14 protein-coding genes are annotated in these 16,100 nt (G+C 75.9%); 3 read left to right on the top strand and 11 right to left on the bottom strand.

The features are described 5' to 3' along the window. Positions 1-261 precede the first annotated feature (261 nt). The 9 genes from galK to BKA21_RS04595 all read right to left on the bottom strand — a co-directional run bounded on the left by galK (position 262) and on the right by BKA21_RS04595 (position 10,138). Positions 262-1,506, bottom strand: a complete 1,245-nt coding sequence (gene galK, locus BKA21_RS04635) for a galactokinase (protein WP_140460832.1) — start codon at positions 1,504-1,506, stop codon at positions 262-264. A gap of 50 nt (positions 1,507-1,556) precedes the next feature. Then, positions 1,557-2,747, bottom strand: a complete 1,191-nt coding sequence (galT, locus tag BKA21_RS04630) for a galactose-1-phosphate uridylyltransferase (protein ID WP_140460792.1) — start codon at positions 2,745-2,747, stop codon at positions 1,557-1,559. Continuing rightward, a complete protein-coding gene (locus BKA21_RS04625) occupies positions 2,744-3,577 on the bottom strand; it encodes a DeoR/GlpR family DNA-binding transcription regulator (RefSeq protein WP_140460791.1) in 834 nt (277 codons plus the stop codon). The genes galT and BKA21_RS04625 overlap by 4 nt, the downstream gene beginning before the upstream one ends. 87 nt (positions 3,578-3,664) lie before the next feature. Beyond that, complete coding sequence (locus BKA21_RS04620) at positions 3,665-4,843, bottom strand: Mrp/NBP35 family ATP-binding protein (protein WP_140460790.1); 1,179 nt, start codon at positions 4,841-4,843, stop codon at positions 3,665-3,667. Between the two features lie 121 nt (positions 4,844-4,964). Then, positions 4,965-5,510 (bottom strand): DUF1003 domain-containing protein, encoded by a 546-nt coding sequence (locus BKA21_RS04615; RefSeq protein ID WP_140460789.1) that lies wholly within the window; start codon positions 5,508-5,510, stop codon positions 4,965-4,967. Continuing rightward, a complete protein-coding gene (locus BKA21_RS04610; RefSeq protein WP_140460788.1) occupies positions 5,503-6,807 on the bottom strand; it encodes a magnesium transporter MgtE N-terminal domain-containing protein in 1,305 nt (434 codons plus the stop codon). The genes BKA21_RS04615 and BKA21_RS04610 overlap by 8 nt, the downstream gene beginning before the upstream one ends. Before the next feature lie 108 nt (positions 6,808-6,915). Next, positions 6,916-7,716, bottom strand: a complete 801-nt coding sequence (locus BKA21_RS04605; protein WP_239072912.1) for an energy-coupling factor transporter transmembrane component T family protein — start codon at positions 7,714-7,716, stop codon at positions 6,916-6,918. Further along, the gene (locus BKA21_RS04600) at positions 7,713-9,491 is read right to left on the bottom strand and encodes an ABC transporter ATP-binding protein (RefSeq protein WP_140460787.1); all 1,779 of its coding nucleotides are present in this window, start codon (positions 9,489-9,491) and stop codon (positions 7,713-7,715) included. The genes BKA21_RS04605 and BKA21_RS04600 overlap by 4 nt, the downstream gene beginning before the upstream one ends. Further along, positions 9,488-10,138: an ECF transporter S component gene (locus BKA21_RS04595; RefSeq protein WP_170209137.1), complete on the bottom strand. Its 651-nt coding sequence runs from the start codon at positions 10,136-10,138 to the stop codon at positions 9,488-9,490. Before BKA21_RS04595 ends, BKA21_RS04600 begins: the two co-directional genes overlap by 4 nt. Before the next feature lie 182 nt (positions 10,139-10,320). Between BKA21_RS04595 and BKA21_RS04590 the strand changes: the two genes are divergently transcribed. Beyond that, the gene (locus BKA21_RS04590) at positions 10,321-10,914 is read left to right on the top strand and encodes a YflT domain-containing protein (protein ID WP_140460785.1); all 594 of its coding nucleotides are present in this window, start codon (positions 10,321-10,323) and stop codon (positions 10,912-10,914) included. 62 nt (positions 10,915-10,976) lie between these two features. On the opposite strand, the gene BKA21_RS04585 is transcribed toward BKA21_RS04590, so the two are convergent. Next, positions 10,977-12,518: an aminopeptidase P family protein gene (locus BKA21_RS04585; RefSeq protein WP_140460830.1), complete on the bottom strand. Its 1,542-nt coding sequence runs from the start codon at positions 12,516-12,518 to the stop codon at positions 10,977-10,979. A gap of 68 nt (positions 12,519-12,586) precedes the next feature. Here BKA21_RS04585 and BKA21_RS04580 point away from each other — a divergent pair, with 68 nt between their 5' ends. After that, positions 12,587-13,429, top strand: a complete 843-nt coding sequence (locus BKA21_RS04580) for a PHP domain-containing protein (protein WP_140460784.1) — start codon at positions 12,587-12,589, stop codon at positions 13,427-13,429. Continuing rightward, a complete protein-coding gene (locus BKA21_RS04575) occupies positions 13,426-14,043 on the top strand; it encodes a MarC family protein (protein WP_140460783.1) in 618 nt (205 codons plus the stop codon). Before BKA21_RS04580 ends, BKA21_RS04575 begins: the two co-directional genes overlap by 4 nt. A 77-nt stretch (positions 14,044-14,120) precedes the next feature. Here BKA21_RS04575 and BKA21_RS04570 read toward each other — a convergent pair whose 3' ends face one another. Continuing rightward, a complete protein-coding gene (locus tag BKA21_RS04570; RefSeq protein ID WP_140460782.1) occupies positions 14,121-15,899 on the bottom strand; it encodes a DEAD/DEAH box helicase in 1,779 nt (592 codons plus the stop codon). Between the last annotated feature and the right edge of the window lie 201 nt (positions 15,900-16,100).

The raw sequence follows: 16,100 nt of genomic DNA, 5'->3' as shown, positions 1-16,100 counted from the left end.
CGGACCTGACGTTCCAGGCCGGAGGGAGGACCTCGGCGCCACCGTGCCCGTCGGACGCTACCTGCTCGACCGGCGCCGCGGGGGGACTTTCGGGCGTCGGGTCGTCCCGGCGCATGACAGGACCGGGTCCTGCTGTGACGTCGCGTCGCCCCCGTGCGGACGCCGTCTTCGCGCGTCCCCAGGGAGGTGCAGACGCCGCAGGGGCGGTGCGCGCGTCCCGACGACGTGCGCACCGCCCCTGCGGCACCCGTGGTGGTGGGGTCAGCCGGCGGGCGGTCCCGCGACCGCGACGGCGAACGCGGGGGCGTGCAGGCCCGCGGCCGCGAACGCGTCGGCCACGGCCTGGGCCACACCCTCGACCGCCCCGGCGTCGACCAGCGCGATCGCCGAGCCGCCGAACCCGCCGCCGGTCATGCGGGCGCCGTGCGCGCCGGACGCCCGGGCGGTGTCGACGGCGAGGTCGAGCTCGCGGCACGAGACCTCGTAGTCGTCGCGCAGCGAGTCGTGCGACGCGTCCATGGCCGGGCCCACACCCGTGACGTCGCCGGTGCCCAGGTGCGTGACGAACTCCCCGACGCGGGCGATCTCGTCCACGACGTGCCGCACGCGCCGCACGAGCAGGTCGCCGTCCTCGCCCGCGGCCAGGGCCGCCAGGGCGCGTGCCGCGGCCTGCGGGTCGTCCGCGACCTCGCGCAGCGTGCCCACGCCGAGGCGGCGCGCCGCCTCCTCGCAGGACGCGCGCCGCTGGGCGTACTCCCCGCTGACGTGGGAGTGCTCGGCACGGGTGTCGACGACGAGCAGGGCGAGGCCGTGCGCCGCCAGGTCGAACGGCACGTGCTGCACGCTGCCGTCGAGGCAGTCCAGCAGCAGCGCGTGCCCGGCGCGGGCCCGCAGCGACGCGGCCTGGTCCATGCCGCCCGTCGGCGCCCCCGCCATCTCGTTCTCGGCGCGCACGCACACCTGCGCCAGCGTCGAGCGGCCCGCGTCGTCGGTGGCCGCTCCCGCGGCGTCGACGGTGCCGGCCAGGCCGAGGTCGTGCAGGGCGTCGAGCGCCACCGCGACGGACGCCTCGAGCGCCGCCGACGACGACAGCCCGGCGCCGAACGGCACGCACGAGTCGATGGCGAGGTCGAACCCGCCGACCGCGTGCCCGGCCTCGCGCAGGGCCCACGCGACGCCCACGACGTACGCGGCCCAGCCCGTCACGGCGCCCGGCACGGCGTCGGCGAGGCGGACCTCGCGCACCCCGGTCGGCTCCTGGGCGGACACGAGACGGACGACGTCGTCGTCGCGCCGGGAGACCGCCGCGTACGTGCGGTGGGGCAGCGCGATGGGCAGCGCGAGGCCGCCGTTGTAGTCGGTGTGCTCGCCGATGAGGTTGACGCGCCCGGGCGCGGACCACACGCCGGCGGGCGCGGTGCCGTACACCGAGGCGAACAGGGCGCGGGCGCGCTCCTCGCCCTCGGTGCGGTCCCACGCGGGGGTCCAGGTGACGTCGACGCTCATGGTGGTGCTCTCCGGTGCGGTGGTGGGGTCCGTGGGGGTGCCGGCGGCGCTCACACGATCTCCTTGAGGCGGTTCGCGATGCGCTCGGGCGTGGTGTCCGAGATCCACGCGGCCATGCCCGACTCCACGCCGGCCAGGTACTTGAGCTTCCCCGGCGCGCGCAGCACCGAGAAGATCTGCAGGTGCAGGCGGGAGACCTCGCGGCCCTCGCGCACCGGTGCCTGGTGCCAGCCGGAGATGTACGGCAGCGGGATCGACGCGCCGTCGCCGTCGACGAAGAACTGGTCGAGGCGGCGCAGCAGCGTCAGGTAGGTCGTGGCCAGGTCGGCGCGCTCGGCGTCGGTCAGCGCCGGCAGGTCGGGGACGTCGCGTCGCGGGGCCAGGTGCACCTCGACGGGCCAGCGCGCCGCGTACGGCACGTAGGCGACCCAGTGCTCGGACTCCAGCACCACGCGCTGCCCGTGGGCGAGCTCGGCGTCCAGCACGTCGCGGCCGAGCAGGCGGCCCGTCGCCTCGTGGTGCGCGGCGGCCTGCGTGAGCATCGACCGCGTGCGCGGCGTGACGTACGGGAACGCGTAGATCTGGCCGTGCGGGTGGTGCAGCGTGACGCCGATCTCCTTGCCGCGGTTCTCGAACGCGAAGACCTGCTCGATGCCGGGCATGGCGTGCAGCGCGGCCGTGCGGTCGGCCCACGCCTCGACGATCGTGCGCATGCGGCGCGGCGAGACGCTGGACAGCGAGGCCGTGGGGTCGGAGGAGAAGCAGATGACCTCGCAGCGGCCCGCGGCCGGGCGGCGCACCCACAGCTCCTCGCCGTCGACCAGCTCGACGGCGTCGTCGACGCCCGGCACGGCCATGAGCGACGGGAACCGGTTCTCGAACACGACGACGTCGTAGTCGGTGTCGGGGATCTCCCCGTCCTGGTACGTGGCGCCGGGCCGGGCCGGGGCCAGCGGGTTGGCGTCCGCCGGCGGCAGGAAGGTGCGGTTCATGCGGTGCGCGGCCATCGGGATCCACTCGCCGGTGAGCGGGTCGCGGCGCAGCTCGGGGCCGGTGACGGGCAGCGTCGTGCCGTCGGGGCCGGCGACGGGGGCGAACCGGTCCGGCAGGGGGCGCGGGTCGTCGAGGCGGCGGGTCGCGGCGCCCGAGACGTACGGCTCGGAGTCGTCGAAGTAGATGAGCTCGCGGCCGTCGGCCAGGCGGGTCGACGTGCGGCGCACGAGGGGGTTGCTGTCGGTCACGGGTTCGCTCCGGTGGGGGTGGTGCGGACGCCGGCGGGCGTGGTGCCGTCGGCAGGGTCGGCGAGGACCAGTCGGTCCACGGCCGCCTCGAGGTGGGTCCGCGCGTCGCGCGAGATCCCGGTGTCGACGACGATCGTGTCGATCTCGTCGAGCCCGCAGATGCGGGCCAGCCCGACCGTGCCCCACTTGGTGTGGTCGGTCAGGACGGTGGTGGCGGCCGCGCACCGCACGAGCGCGCGGTCGGTCGCGGCCTCGGCGAGGTTCGGGGCGGTCGCACCGTCGACGTCGAGCCCGTGCACGCCGAGGAACGCCCGGTCGACGCGCAGCGCGCCGAGGGTGGCGTCGGCGACGGGCCCGACGAGCGCGTCGGACGGGGTCCGGGTGCCGCCGGTGAGGACGACCTCGAGGTCACGCTGGCCGTGCAGCGCGTCGGCGACGTGCAGGCCGTTGGTCACCACGGTCAGCGGCCGCAGCGCGGGGTCGGCGACGATCAGCTGGGCCAGCAGCCACGTCGTCGTGCCGGCCGACAGCACGATCGACTGACCGGGCTCCACGTCGGCCAGGGCGGCCCGGGCGACGGCCGTCTTCTCGGCGCTCGACCAGGTGCGCTTGGCCTCGAAACCGGGCTCCTCGGTCGCGCGCGACGGGCTCTCGGGGGCGACGGCGCCGCCGTGCACGCGGCGCACGAGGCCGGCCCGGGCGAGCTCGGCGATGTCGCGCCGGACGGTCATGTCCGAGACGTCGAGCGCCTCGACGAGGTCGGCCACGCGCACGGCGCCGTGCGCGAGGACCTCGGCCAGGATGCGCTCCTGGCGCTGCGTCGCGAGCATGTCGAACAGCATCCCACATGTCCGAACACGATCCAACACGCGGGCCGGGTGACGCCGCTCTGCCCCGCCCCCGGCGCGGCCGGCTGGTCAGCGCCCGGCGGGGGAGAGCCCCAGCGACCGTCCCGCCAGGTTCCGCGGCCGGGCCGCCAGGCGCCGCGCCACCTCCGTCAGCGCCTGCGCCGCGGGGGAGCCCGGGTGCGACAGCACCACCGGCACGCCGGCGTCGCCCGCCTCGCGCAACGTCACGTCGATCGGCACCTGGCCGAGCAGCGGCACGTCCGCGCCCGTGAGCCGGGTCAGGCTCGCCGCGACCGACGCGCCGCCGCCCGCGCCGAACAGCTCCAGGTGCGAGCCGTCGGCCTGCTCCAGCCACGCCATGTTCTCGATCACCCCGACCACGCGCTGGCGCGTCTGCACCGCCACCGCCCCCGCCCGCTCGGCGACCTCCGCCGCCGCGGGCTGCGGGGTCGTCACCACGACGATCTCCGACCCCGGCAGCAGCTGCGCCACCGAGATCGCGATGTCCCCGGTCCCCGGGGGAAGGTCCAGCAGCAGCACGTCCAGGTCGCCCCAGAACACGTCGGCCAGGAACTGCTGCAGCGCGCGGTGCAGCATCGGGCCGCGCCACACCACCGGCTGCCCCGCGGGCACGAACATGCCGATTGAGACGACCTTCACGTCGTGCGCCACGGGAGGCAGCAGCATGTCGTCGACCTTCGTCGGCGGCCGGTCCACGCCCAGCATCCGCGGCAGCGAGAACCCGTAGATGTCGGCGTCGACCACGCCCACCCGCAGGCCCTGCGCCGCCATCGCGACCGCCAGGTTGGCCGTCACCGACGACTTGCCGACACCGCCCTTGCCCGACGCGACCGCGATGACCTTGGTCAGCGAACCGGCCTGCGCGAACGGGATCTGCGGCTCGGCGTCCGTGCCGCGCAGCATCGTGCGCAGCGCCGAGCGCTGCTCCGCCGTCATGACGCCCAGGTCGACCCGGACGCCCGCGACGCCCTCGACCCGCTCGACCGCGGCCGTCACGTCCCGCGTCAGCGTCTCCTTCAACGGGCAGCCCGGCGTCGTCAGGTCCAGCCCGACGACCACGAGCGCACCGGCGCCGTCGGCACCCGGCACGGCCTCGACCGAGCGCACCATGCCCAGCTCGGTGACCGGGCGGCGGATCTCGGGGTCCTGCACGCCGTCCAGCGCGGCGCGCACGGCCTGCACCAGCGCGTCGTCGGGCGTGCGGGGGTCTGCGGGCTGCGACGGCATGCGGCCATCGTAGGTCGGCCCCGCGCCCACCCCGACGGGACCGACGCCCCACGCACCGCCCGCGGCGTCGTGCCCGCCCGAGCAGGCCGGTGCCGGGTCGTCCGCCGGGTCGGTCGCCGGGTCAGTCTCCGGGGCGCCGGCCCGGCTCGAGCCGGTCGTTGCCGCGCGGCGCGCGGTCCTCGTCCGGGCCGTCCTGGGCCTGCTCGGCCTGCAGCTCCTCGAGCAGGTTGCGCAGCTCCGAGCGCACGAAGTCGCGCGTCGCGACCTCCTGCAGCGCGATGCGCAGCGACGCCATCTCGCGGGCCAGGAACTCCGTGTCGGCGAGGTTGCGCTCGGCGCGCTGGCGGTCCTGCTCGGCCTGCACGCGGTCGCGGTCGGTCTGCCGGTTCTGCGCGAGCAGGATCAGCGGGGCGGCGTACGACGCCTGCAGCGACAGCATGAGCGTCAGGGCGGTGAACCCGTTGGCGGCCTTGTCGAACCGCAGGTCCACCGGCCCCCAGGCGTTCCACGCGATCCAGACCAGGCAGAAGGCCGTGAGCCACAGGATGAACCGAGGCGTCCCGAGGAACCGCGCGATCGACTCCGAGACCCGCCCCGAGGCGTCCTCCTCGATGCGCGGCAGGACCAGGCGGCGGCTCTCGCGCGGGGTGTCCAGACGGTCAGCCACGGCGCACCCCCCGGGCCGTCACCGCGGGCGTCGGGCGCGTGAACGGCCCGGGCTCGTCGTCGGTCTCGCGCCAGTCGTCGGGCAGCAGGTGGTCGAGCACGTCGTCGACCGACACCGCGCCCAGCAGGCGGCGCTGGTCGTCGACCACAGGCAGCGCCAGCAGGTTGTACGTCGCGAGCTCGCGCGTCACCGTCATCAGCGGCGCGTCGGCCGCGACGGGCTCGATGTCGGTGTCCACGATCTGCCCGATCGAGCCGTGCGGCGGCTCGCGCAGCAGGCGCTGCAGGTGCACCACGCCGATGAACCGGCCGGTCGGCGTCTCCAGCGGCGGGCGCGCGACGAAGACCAGCGACGCGAGCGCCGGCGTCAGGTCCTGACGGCGCACGTGCGCCAGCGCCGCCGCGATCGTGGTCTCCGGGCCCAGGATCACCGGCTCGGTGGTCATCAGACCGCCGGCCGTGTTGTCCTCGTACGCCAGCAGCCGGCGCACGTCCTTGGCCTCGTCGGGCTCCATGAGCTCCAGCAGCTCGGCCGCCTGCTCGCTCGGGAGCTCGCCCAGCAGGTCGGCCGCGTCGTCGGGCTGCATGGCCTCCAGGACGTCGGCGGCGCGCGTGAGCTCCATGGCGCGCAGGATGGCGACCTGGTCGTCCTCGGGGAGCTCCTCGAGGACGTCGGCGAGCCGCTCGTCGTCGAGGGCCGTGGCGACCTCGAGGCGGCGGGTCACGCCCATCTCGTGCAGCACGTCCGCCAGGTCGGCGGGCTTGAGGTCCTCGTACTGCGCGAGCAGCAGCTCCGCACCCTGCGCGGCCGACGCGCGCGCGAGCGTGCGCACCTGGTCGATCGGCACGAGCATCGTCTCCCCGCGCCGGCGCAGCAGGCCGCCGCGGTGCTCGGTGCGGCGCACGAACACCTTGGTGACGTACCAGTCGCCGCTGCGCTGGAGCTCGATCGCGACGTCCTCGACCGTGGCCGTGCCCGAGCCGTCGACCAGGTCGACCGTGCGGTCCAGCAGCTCGCCGACCACGAGCGTCTCCGAGGCGCGCTGCTCGAACCGGCGCATGTTCACCAGCCCGGTCGAGATGACCTGGCCCGCGTCCACCGCGGTCACGCGCGTCAGCGGCACGAACACCCGCCGCCGGCCGGGCACCTCGACGACGAGGCCCACGGCCCGCGGGGCGCCCTTGAGGCGCACGAGCACGACGACGTCGCGCACCCGCCCCACCTCGTCCCCCAGGGGGTCGAAGACCTTCGTGCCGGCGAGGCGCGCGACGAACACCCTGGTCCCGACGCTGCTCACGGCCGTCAGCCTAGCCGCGGCCCCCGGGGACGGCGCGCGGCCGTGCCGGGCGTCGCCGGGCTGGACGTGCCGCCGCGGGGTGCCGGCAGCCTGGCGGGCGTCGGGCGGTCACGGCACCAGCAGGACGACGGCGGTCAGCGACCACCCCGCGACCACGAGGACGGTGTCACGCGCGCGCCACGGCACGCGGTAGCGCTCGGTGCGCGTCGCGTGCGCGCCGAAGCCGCGCGCGTCCATGGCGTACGCCGTGCGCTCGGCGTGCCGCAGCGCCCCGGCCAGCAGCGGCACCGACCACCCGACCCACCGGCGCACGGCCGCGACCGGACCGGGGCCCTCGTCGCCGCCGCGCACCCGGTGCGCCGCGCGGATCACCGCGACCTCGTGCCCCAGCCGCGGCACGAACCGGAACGCCGCGAGGATCGTCCACGTCACCCGGTACGGCACCCGCAGCTGCTGCTGCATCGCCCGGGCCAGGTCCGGCCCGGACGACGTGAGACCGCCGACCAGCGCGAGCACGGCGACCGCCGTCAGGCGCACCGCGGTCGCCAGCCCCGCGGCCAGGCCCGCCGACGTGTACTCCAGCGGGCCGACCTGCGCCAGCACGCGCCCCGGACCGTCGGCCGGCACGGCCACCCACAGGCCCAGCGCCGCCCCCAGCACCAGCGTGCCCAGCGGGGCGGCGACGAGGAGCGCGAGCAGCCCCCGCCGGCCCAGGCCCGCACCGGTCACGAGCAGCAGCGCCGCCACGGCCGTCAGCACCAGGGCCGCCCGCGTGTCGTGGACCACGACGAGCGCGAGCATCGCGGGCAGCGGCGCGGCGAGCGTGGCCAGCGGGTTGTGGCGCCGCAGCCACCCCGGTCGGACGTCCGCCGCCCACACGGCGGCCACGCCTGGGGCTGTCGCGCTCACCGTGCCACCGGTGCCGGCTCGCGCACCGGGCGCGTCCACGGCGGCGCGGCGGCAGCACGGTCGGGCAGGCCGCCGCCGGGGACGTCGGCGAGCCGGGTGACCGCGTGCCACGACGGGTGCCGCGTGAGCGCGCGCGTCGCCCGGGCGAGCGGCGGCGCGAGCAGGCCCGCCTCGTCCAGCGCGGAGCCCGCGAGCACGTCGGTCGCGGTCCCGGCCGCGCTCACCCGGCCCTCGTGCAGCACCGCGACGTGCGTGGCGTGGTCGGCCACGAGCTGCAGGTCGTGGGTCACGACCACCACCGTCGTGCCCTGCGCGACCAGGTCGTCCAGCAGGTCGAGCAGCTCGGCGGCACGGGCGCGGTCCTGCCCGAACGTCGGCTCGTCGAGCACCAGCACCCGGGCGCCCGTGACCAGCGCCGTGCCGACCGACAGCCGGCGCTTCTGACCGCCCGAGAGCAGGAACGGGTGCACGTCGCGCGCCGCGGCCAGGCCGAGGCGGTCCAGCAGCTCGTCGACCCGGCGCCCGACCTCCGGCGCGTCGACCCCCTGCAGGCGCAACCCGTGCGCGAGCTCGTCGTGCACGGACGCGCGCACGAGCTGGTGCTCGGGGTTCTGGAACACGAACCCCACGTGCCGGACCCACACCCGCGCCCGGGTCGTGGCCGGGTCGAGGCCCGCCGTGCGGACGGTCCCGCGGGGCGGGCGCACCACCCCGCCGATCGCCTGCGCGAGCGTCGTCTTGCCCGCGCCGTTGACCCCCACGAGCGCGGCCAGCGCGCCCGTGGGCACGTCGAGGTCGACGTCGTGCAGGACGGCGCTGCCGCCGCGGCGCACCGTCAGCCCGCGGACCTGCACCGCCAGGTCGGACCCTGCTCCGCCGTCCGTCGCCCCGGCGGGCACGGCCGTGGACGCCGGGACCGGGTCGGGCAGCGTCGGGCACGCGTCGAGCGCCCGGGTCAGGGCCGCCGGCGTCAGCGGCAGCGGTGCCAGGTCGACGCCGGCGCCGCGCAGCCGCAGCGCGGCCAGGGTCGCGACGGGCAGCCACACCCCGAGCGCGACGAGCTCGGCCGCGCGGTCGGCCAGGACCGCGCGGGTCGGGCCGTCCATCACCAGGCGGCCCGACGCGTCCAGCACGAGCACCCGGTCGACCAGGTCGACGGCGGCGTCGAGGTCGTGCTCGACCAGCACGACGGTACGGGTGCCGTCGGCCACGACAGCGCGCAGCGCGGCGTACAGCTCCTCGACGCCCACGGGGTCGAGGTTGGCCGTCGGCTCGTCGAGGACGAGCACCGGCGACCCCAGGGCCAGCGCGCACGCGACCGCCAGCCGCTGCCGGCCGCCGCCGGAGAGCACGTCGGGCGCGTCGGCGCGCCGCTCCCACAGCCCGACGGTCCGCAGGGCCTGCTCGGCGCGCGCCAGCACCTCCTCGGCGGGCACCTGCAGGTTCTCCGGTCCGAAGCACACCTCGTCGAGCACCGTGCCCGTGACGACCTGGGCGTCCGGGTCCTGGAAGACCATCGCGACGTGCGCGGCCAGGCGCGGGACGGTCGTGCCCGTGGTCGGCACGCCGTCGACGACGACCTCGCCGGTCATCTCGGCGGGCACCGCGTGCGGCACCAGGCCGTCCAGCGCGAGAGCCAGCGTGGACTTGCCGCACCCGCTGGGGCCGAGGACGAGCACGACCTCGCCGGGGTGCAGCGTGGCGGTGACCCCGTCGGGCGTCCAGGCGTCGCGGTCCTCGTGCCGGATCCGGACGTCCCTCAGCTCGACGCTCACGCCGTGGGGGTGGGGGCGGGGGCGTCCGCGACGGGCGACTCGGGGACCGCCGGGTCCGTGCGCGCGGCGTCCCCGGCTGCTCCGGCGGCGCGGCGGCGGCGGTCCTCGGGCAGGCGCAGCCCGCGCAGCGCGCCGGTCGCGGCCAGCCGTGCGGCGACCAGGCGGCCGAGCCAGGTCGACCCGACCAGGCCGACGAGCAGCAGGGACGGCAGCAGGGCCTGCGCCCACGCCGCGTACGTGCCCATGTCGTAGTACGTCCACCACATCCACGTGTAGAGGCCCGCGGCACCGACCGCGAGGGCGTACGCGACGGGCGCCTTCCAGTACCGGTAGAGCGTCACGGCGTACGGCAGCTCCATGATCACGGCGATCCACAGCCAGCCGTAGACCGAGGCGAAGCCCGTCGGGGTGAACGGCGCGGAGACGACACCGGCGAGCATCGTGGTGAGGAACCCGACGCCGGGGCGGCGGAACGCGGCCTGCGCGACGACCCCGGGCAGCACGTACAGGCCCGCGGCCAGGCCCATGAGGAACGGTGCAGCCACCGACAGGGCCGTGAACAGGTGGTAGTTCGGGATGCCGAGGATCCCGCCCGCGACGCCGATCGCGGCGCAGGAGAGCAGCAGGCGCGTGCTGAAGCCGGACATCGTCATCTCCTGCGCGGGGTACGGGTGCGGGCGCCACGGTCGAGGGGCGCAGCGGCTACCTCGCTCCGGCGTCGCCCATCATGAGGTTTGCCTCACCTCACGTCAACGCCGCACCGCGGGCCTCCAGCGACCTCCCGGCCTGCTCCCTGGCAGCGCACGGGCGGGTGAGGGAGGATCGGCGCATGTCGTTCAGCCGGTCCAGCCGCATCCCGACGCTCCCCACCCTGCCCGAGGGGGAGACCGTCGCGACCTACCCCACGTACCTGCAGGCGCAGAAGGCCGTCGAGCTGCTCGCCGAGAAGTCGTTCCCGGTGCGTGCCGTGACCATCGTCGGCACGGACCTCCAGATGGTCGAGCGGGTGCTGCGGCGGCTGTCGTACCCGAGCGCCGCGCTCGGCGGGTTCGCGTCGGGGGCGTGGTTCGGCCTCTTCGTCGGGCTGCTGCTCACGCTGTTCTCCTCGCCCGGCACCGCGAGCGTGATCCTGCCCGCGATGCTGTTCGGCGGCGCGTTCGGCCTGCTGTTCAGCGTCATCACCTACTCGCTGACGCGGGGGCGGCGCGACTTCGCCTCGTCGTCGCAGATCGTCGCGACGTCCTACTCGGTGCTGTGCCTGGCCGAGCACGCGCACCGCGCGCGGGCCCTGCTCGTCGAGTCCGGCCTCGGCGGCGTCGTCGACGGCTGGCCGGCCCGCCCCGCGACCCCGCCCGCCCCGCCCGCGGCCCCGCCGCAGCCCGGTCTGACCCCGGGCGACGACGTGCCGCGCCCCCCGGCCTGAGCCGTCACGCCGGGGCGGGCGCGCACCCGCCCCGGCGCGCACCCGCCCGGGGTGCTCGTCGGTCAGCCGCGCAGCGACGCCATCCACGCCTCGACGGCGTCGGGGTCGCGGGGCAGCGCCGCCGACAGGTTCTCGTTGCCGTCGGCGGTGACCAGCACGTCGTCCTCGATGCGCACGCCGATGCCCCGGTACTCCTCGGGCACCAGCAGGTCGTCGGCCTTGAAGTACAGGCCCGGCTCGATGGTGAACACCATGCCCGGCTCGAGGACGCCGTCGAGGTACATCTGCGCCCGGGCCTGCGCGCAGTCGTGCACGTCGATGCCCAGGTGGTGGCTCGTGCCGTGCACCATCCAGCGGCGGTGGTGCTGGTTCTGCGGCAGCAGCGCCTCGGCCGCGCTCACCGGCAGCAGCCCCCACTCCTCCAGGCGGGCCGCGATCACCTGCATCGCGGCCTCGTGCACGTCCCGGAACCGGGCGCCGGGCACGGCGGCCGCGAACCCGGCGTCGGCCGCGTCGAGCACGGCCTGGTAGACGCGGCGCTGCACCTCGGTGAACGTCCCGTCCACCGGCAGGGTCCGCGTCACGTCGGCCGTGTACAGGGAGTCCACCTCGACGCCCGCGTCCAGCAGCAGCAGCTGGCCGGGGCGCACCGCGCCGTCGTTGTCCGTCCAGTGCAGCGTCGTCGCGTGCTCGCCGGCCGCGGCGATCGTCTCGTAGCCGACGTAGTTGCCCTCCTGGCGGGCGTGGCCGAGGAACGTGCCCTCGACGACCCGCTCCCCGCGCCGGTGCGCCAGCGCCGCGGGAAGGGCACGCACGACCTTGGCGAACCCGTCGATCGTCGTCGTCACGGCCTCGCGCATCTGCTCGACCTCGTACGCGTCCTTGACCAGGCGCAGCTCCGAGAGCGCCTCGGCGAGGCGGTCGTCCCGCTCGCCGGCCTCCTCCGTGGCGCGGATCTCCTCGACGACGGCCTCGACGGTCGGGTCCGCCTCCCGCACGACGAGGAGCTCGACACCCCCGGTGCCGACGTCCTTGGCGAGCGCGTCGCGCAGGTCGTCCAGGTGGGCGGTGCGGATGCCCGTGCTGGTGGCGACGTCCTCCAGCGTGGGCCGGGCACCGACCCAGAACTCGCCGTACCGCGCGTCGGAGAAGAACTCCGGGGTGTCCCGCCCCGCCATCGGGCTCATGTACAGCACCGCCGTGTGCGCGCTGCCGTCGTCGCCCGTGCCGTCCTCGACCGGGTGCAGCACCAGCACCGCGTCGGGCTCCTGCTCCATGCCCAGCCCGGTGAGGTGCACGAACGCCGCGTGCGGGCGGAACCGGTAGTCGGTGTCGTTCGAGCGGACCTTGAAGGTGCCGGCGGGCACCACCAGCCGCGCGCCGGGGAAGTGCGCCGACAGGGCGCTGCGCCGGGCGGCGGTGAAGTCCGCGACCGCGGCGCGCTCCACCGGTGCGCTCGTGCGCGGCCCCCAGCCGGAGGTCACGTACTCCACGAAGTTCTGCGTGCGGCCCAGCTGCGAGCGGTTCGCGCCCCGGTCGGCCAGCGGCTGGCCGTCCGTGCCGAGGGGCGTCTCGTCGGCCGCGGCCGGGTCCTGCGGGGTCACGTCGTCCTGGGTCACAGCCCCAGTCTCGCACCGTCGGGGACACCCGTGCGGGCCGCTAGCGTGGGCCGGTGCTCATCGACCTCCACACCCACTCGCACGCCTCGGACGGCACCGACGCCCCGGCGCGCGTCGTCGCCGACGCCCGCGCCGCCGGCCTCGACGTGGTCGCCCTCACCGACCACGACACCACGGCCGGCTGGGACGAGGCGGCCCGCGCCGCGACCGAGGTGGGCATCGCGCTCGTGCGCGGCACGGAGGTCTCCGCCAAGGCGCACGGCATCAGCGTGCACGTGCTCAGCTACCTGCAGGACCCCGCCGCGACCGTGCTGACCCGCGAGCTCGACGCCGCCCGCGAGTCTCGCGTGCACCGCGCCGAGCGCATGGTCGAGCTGCTCGCCCGCGACGTCCCGATCACCTGGCAGGACGTCCTCGACCAGTCCCGCGACGCCGTCGTCGTCGGCCGCCCGCACATCGCCGACGCGCTCGTCGCCCGCGGCGTCGTGCCCGACCGCAGCGCCGCGTTCACACACCTGCTCGCGTCCGGCGGGCCGTACCACGTGCACCACTACGCCCCCGAGGCCGCCGCGGCGGTCGCCGCGGTCCGCGCCGCCGGCGGCGTCCCCGTCTTCGCCCACCCCGGCGCCGACGTCCGCGGACGCGTCGTGCCCGACACGGTGTTCGACGAGCTCGCCGAGGCCGGGCTCGCCGGGCTCGAGGTGCACCACCGCGACCACACGCCTGCCCAGGTCGAACGCCTGCTCGCGATCGCCGCCCGCCTCGACCTGCTGGTCACCGGTTCCAGCGACTACCACGGTGACGGCAAGCCCAACCGGCTGGGGGAGAATCTCACCGACCCGCAGGTGCTGGCCGCGATCGTGGCCCAGGGGACGACGGAGGTGGTGGGCGCGTGAGCAGCGTGCTCGACGTGCAGCTGTTCATCTCGGCGTTCGTGACGCTGTTCGTGATCATGGACCCGCCCGGGACCGTGCCGATCTTCCTCGCGCTGACCAGCTCCATGACCCGCCAGCAGCGCGCCCGCGCCGCACGGCAGGCGATCCTCGTCGCGTTCGGCGTCATCGTCGGCTTCGCGCTGTTCGGGCAGTCGGTGCTCAACTACCTGCACGTGTCGCTGCCCGCGCTGCAGGGCGCCGGCGGCCTGCTCCTGCTGCTCGTCGCCATGGAGCTGCTCACCGGCAAGCTCGACAACAACGAGGCACTCGAGGGCACGCAGGGCAACGTCGCCCTCGTGCCGCTGGGCACCCCGCTGCTCGCCGGCCCCGGCGCGATCGTCGCCACCATGGTCTTCGTCCAGCAGGCCACCGAGCCGCCGGACTGGGTGGCCATCTCCCTCGGCGTGGTCCTCGTGCACATCTGCCTGTACCTGTCGATGCGGTTCGCCAACGCGATCCACCGGGTCCTCAAGGACTCCGGCACGCTGCTCGTCAGCCGCATCGCCGGTCTGCTGCTCGCGGCGATCGCCGTGCAGCTGCTCGCCGACGCGGTCCTCGCCTTCGCCCGCGGCTGACCGCGGACGCAGCAGGGCCCCGGTCGACGACGGTCGACCGGGGCCCTGTGCACGTGAGGATCAGGCGGACGTGCGGATCACGCCTCGGCGTCACCCGTGGCCGGAGCGGCCGCCGCGTCGCCCTGACCGGCACCGCCGCGCGACCGGCGACGGCGGCGACGGCGCGCCGCGCCCTCGCCGGAGCCCTCGGTCGTCGCGTCCCCGGGGGCGTCGGGGCCCGTGCCGGTCGGGGCGTCGGTCGTGACCTCGACGGGCGCGCCGTCCTGGCCGCCGCGACGGCGGCGCCGCGACCGGCCCTCGCCCTCGGCCGTGCCCGCCTCGCCCTCGCGGCGCGGGGCCGCCTGCCGCTCGTCCTTCTCCCCGCGACCGGCACCACGCCCGCCGCGACCCTCGCCGCGCGAGCCGTCGCCGCGCGAGCCCTCGCCACGTCCCGCGGGGCGTGCGTTGCGCTTGCCCGTCTCGCCGACGTCCTCGAGCGTCTCGGCGCCCAGCCCGGCGCGTGTGCGCTGCGCCTTCGGCAGCCGGCCCGTCGTGCCCTCGGGGATGTCGAGGTCGGTGCGCACGTGCTCCGAGGAGGAGTACGTCTCCACCGGCTCCGGGATGCCGAGGCCGAGCGCACGGTCGATCAGGCCCCAGCGCGGGATGTCGTCCCAGTCGACGAACGTCACGGCGGTGCCCTGCGCACCCGCGCGGCCGGTGCGGCCCGTGCGGTGCAGGTACGTCTTCTCGTCCTCGGGGCACTGGTAGTTGATGACGTGCGTGACGTCCTCGACGTCGATGCCGCGCGCCGCGACGTCCGTGGCGACCAGCACGTCGACCTTGCCGTGCCGGAACGCGCGCAGCGCCTGCTCGCGCGCGCCCTGGCCGAGGTCGCCGTGGATCGCACCGGCGGCGAACCCGCGCTCGACGAGGTCGTCCGCCACCTTCGCCGCGGTGCGCTTGGTGCGTGTGAAGACGATGGTCAGGCCGCGCTCGCGGGCCTGGAGGATCCGTGCGAGCAGCTCGACCTTGTCGAGGGCGTGCGCGCGGTAGACGACCTGACGGATGTTCTTGACCGTCTGGCCCTCGTCGTCGGGCTCGGCGGCCCGGATGTGCGTGGGCTGGCGCATGTAGCGGCGGGCCATCGCGACGATCGCGCCCGGCATGGTCGCCGAGAACAGCATCGTGTGGCGGGTCGGCGGCGTCGCGGCGAGCAGCTTCTCCACGTCGGGCAGGAAGCCCAGGTCGAGCATCTCGTCGGCCTCGTCGAGCACGACCTCGGTCGCGCGCGACAGCTTGAGGTGGCGCTGGTTGAGCAGGTCGATCATGCGGCCCGGGGTGCCGACGACGACGTCGGCCCCGCGCTGCAGCGCCTCGATCTGCGGCTCGTACGCCCGCCCGCCGTAGACCTGCACGATCCGCACGGCCCGCTTGCGCGACGCCATGGCCAGGTCGCCGGCGACCTGCACGGCCAGCTCGCGCGTCGGGACGACGACGAGGGCCTGCGGCAGACCCGGCTCGGGCAGCCGGTCGTACCCGTCCTCGCCGGGCGCGACGACCCGGTGCAGCAGCGGGACGCCGAACCCGAGGGTCTTGCCGGTGCCCGTCTTGGCCTGGCCGATGATGTCGTGGCCGGCCAGCGCGACCGGCAGGGTCATGGCCTGGATCGGGAACGGGTGCGAGATGCCCGCGGCGGCGAGGGCCTCGACGATCTCGGGGCGGACCTCGAAGTCCGCGAACGACGCGTCGACGGCCTGCACGGACGAGGCGCGGCGCGCGCCCGTCGGTACGGGGGTGGGGACGGCGTCGGCGGAGGTGGTCACGGTGTCGATGTCAGGGGTGCCCTCACCAGGGAGGGTGGACTGCTCGGTGGTCACACGGGGCTCTTCACTGCGAGGGTGGCGGCTCGCGCCACGGCCCGGCGTCCGAGCGGGTCGGATCGGGCAGCGACGGGCGGCACCACGCGGTCGGGCGGCAGCCGATCGTGGAGTGTCCTCGCGCGCGAGCGTCGTCGCTGCGACACCGCGTCGTGCGGGGAAGGTCGCGGACACGTGTCCTGCGACCCGGGGCAACCGAGA

The sequence above is a fragment of the Cellulomonas oligotrophica genome (assembly GCF_013409875.1).
In the GTDB taxonomy this organism is placed as follows: domain Bacteria; phylum Actinomycetota; class Actinomycetes; order Actinomycetales; family Cellulomonadaceae; genus Cellulomonas; species Cellulomonas oligotrophica.
The sequence above is the reverse complement of the archived record's forward strand: the minus strand, read 5'-3'. Positions and strand labels throughout refer to the sequence as shown.

Excerpts from the sequence above, each read along its gene's own strand:
- galK (WP_140460832.1), bottom strand. The coding sequence starts at position 1,506 with ATGAGCGTCGACGTCACCTGGACCCCCGCGTGGGACCGCACCGAGGGC.
- BKA21_RS04625 (WP_140460791.1), bottom strand. The coding sequence starts at position 3,577 with ATGCTCGCGACGCAGCGCCAGGAGCGCATCCTGGCCGAGGTCCTCGCG.
- BKA21_RS04595 (WP_170209137.1), bottom strand. The coding sequence starts at position 10,138 with ATGTCCGGCTTCAGCACGCGCCTGCTGCTCTCCTGCGCCGCGATCGGC.
- BKA21_RS04620 (WP_140460790.1), bottom strand. The coding sequence starts at position 4,843 with ATGCCGTCGCAGCCCGCAGACCCCCGCACGCCCGACGACGCGCTGGTG.
- BKA21_RS04590 (WP_140460785.1), top strand. The coding sequence starts at position 10,321 with ATGTCGTTCAGCCGGTCCAGCCGCATCCCGACGCTCCCCACCCTGCCC.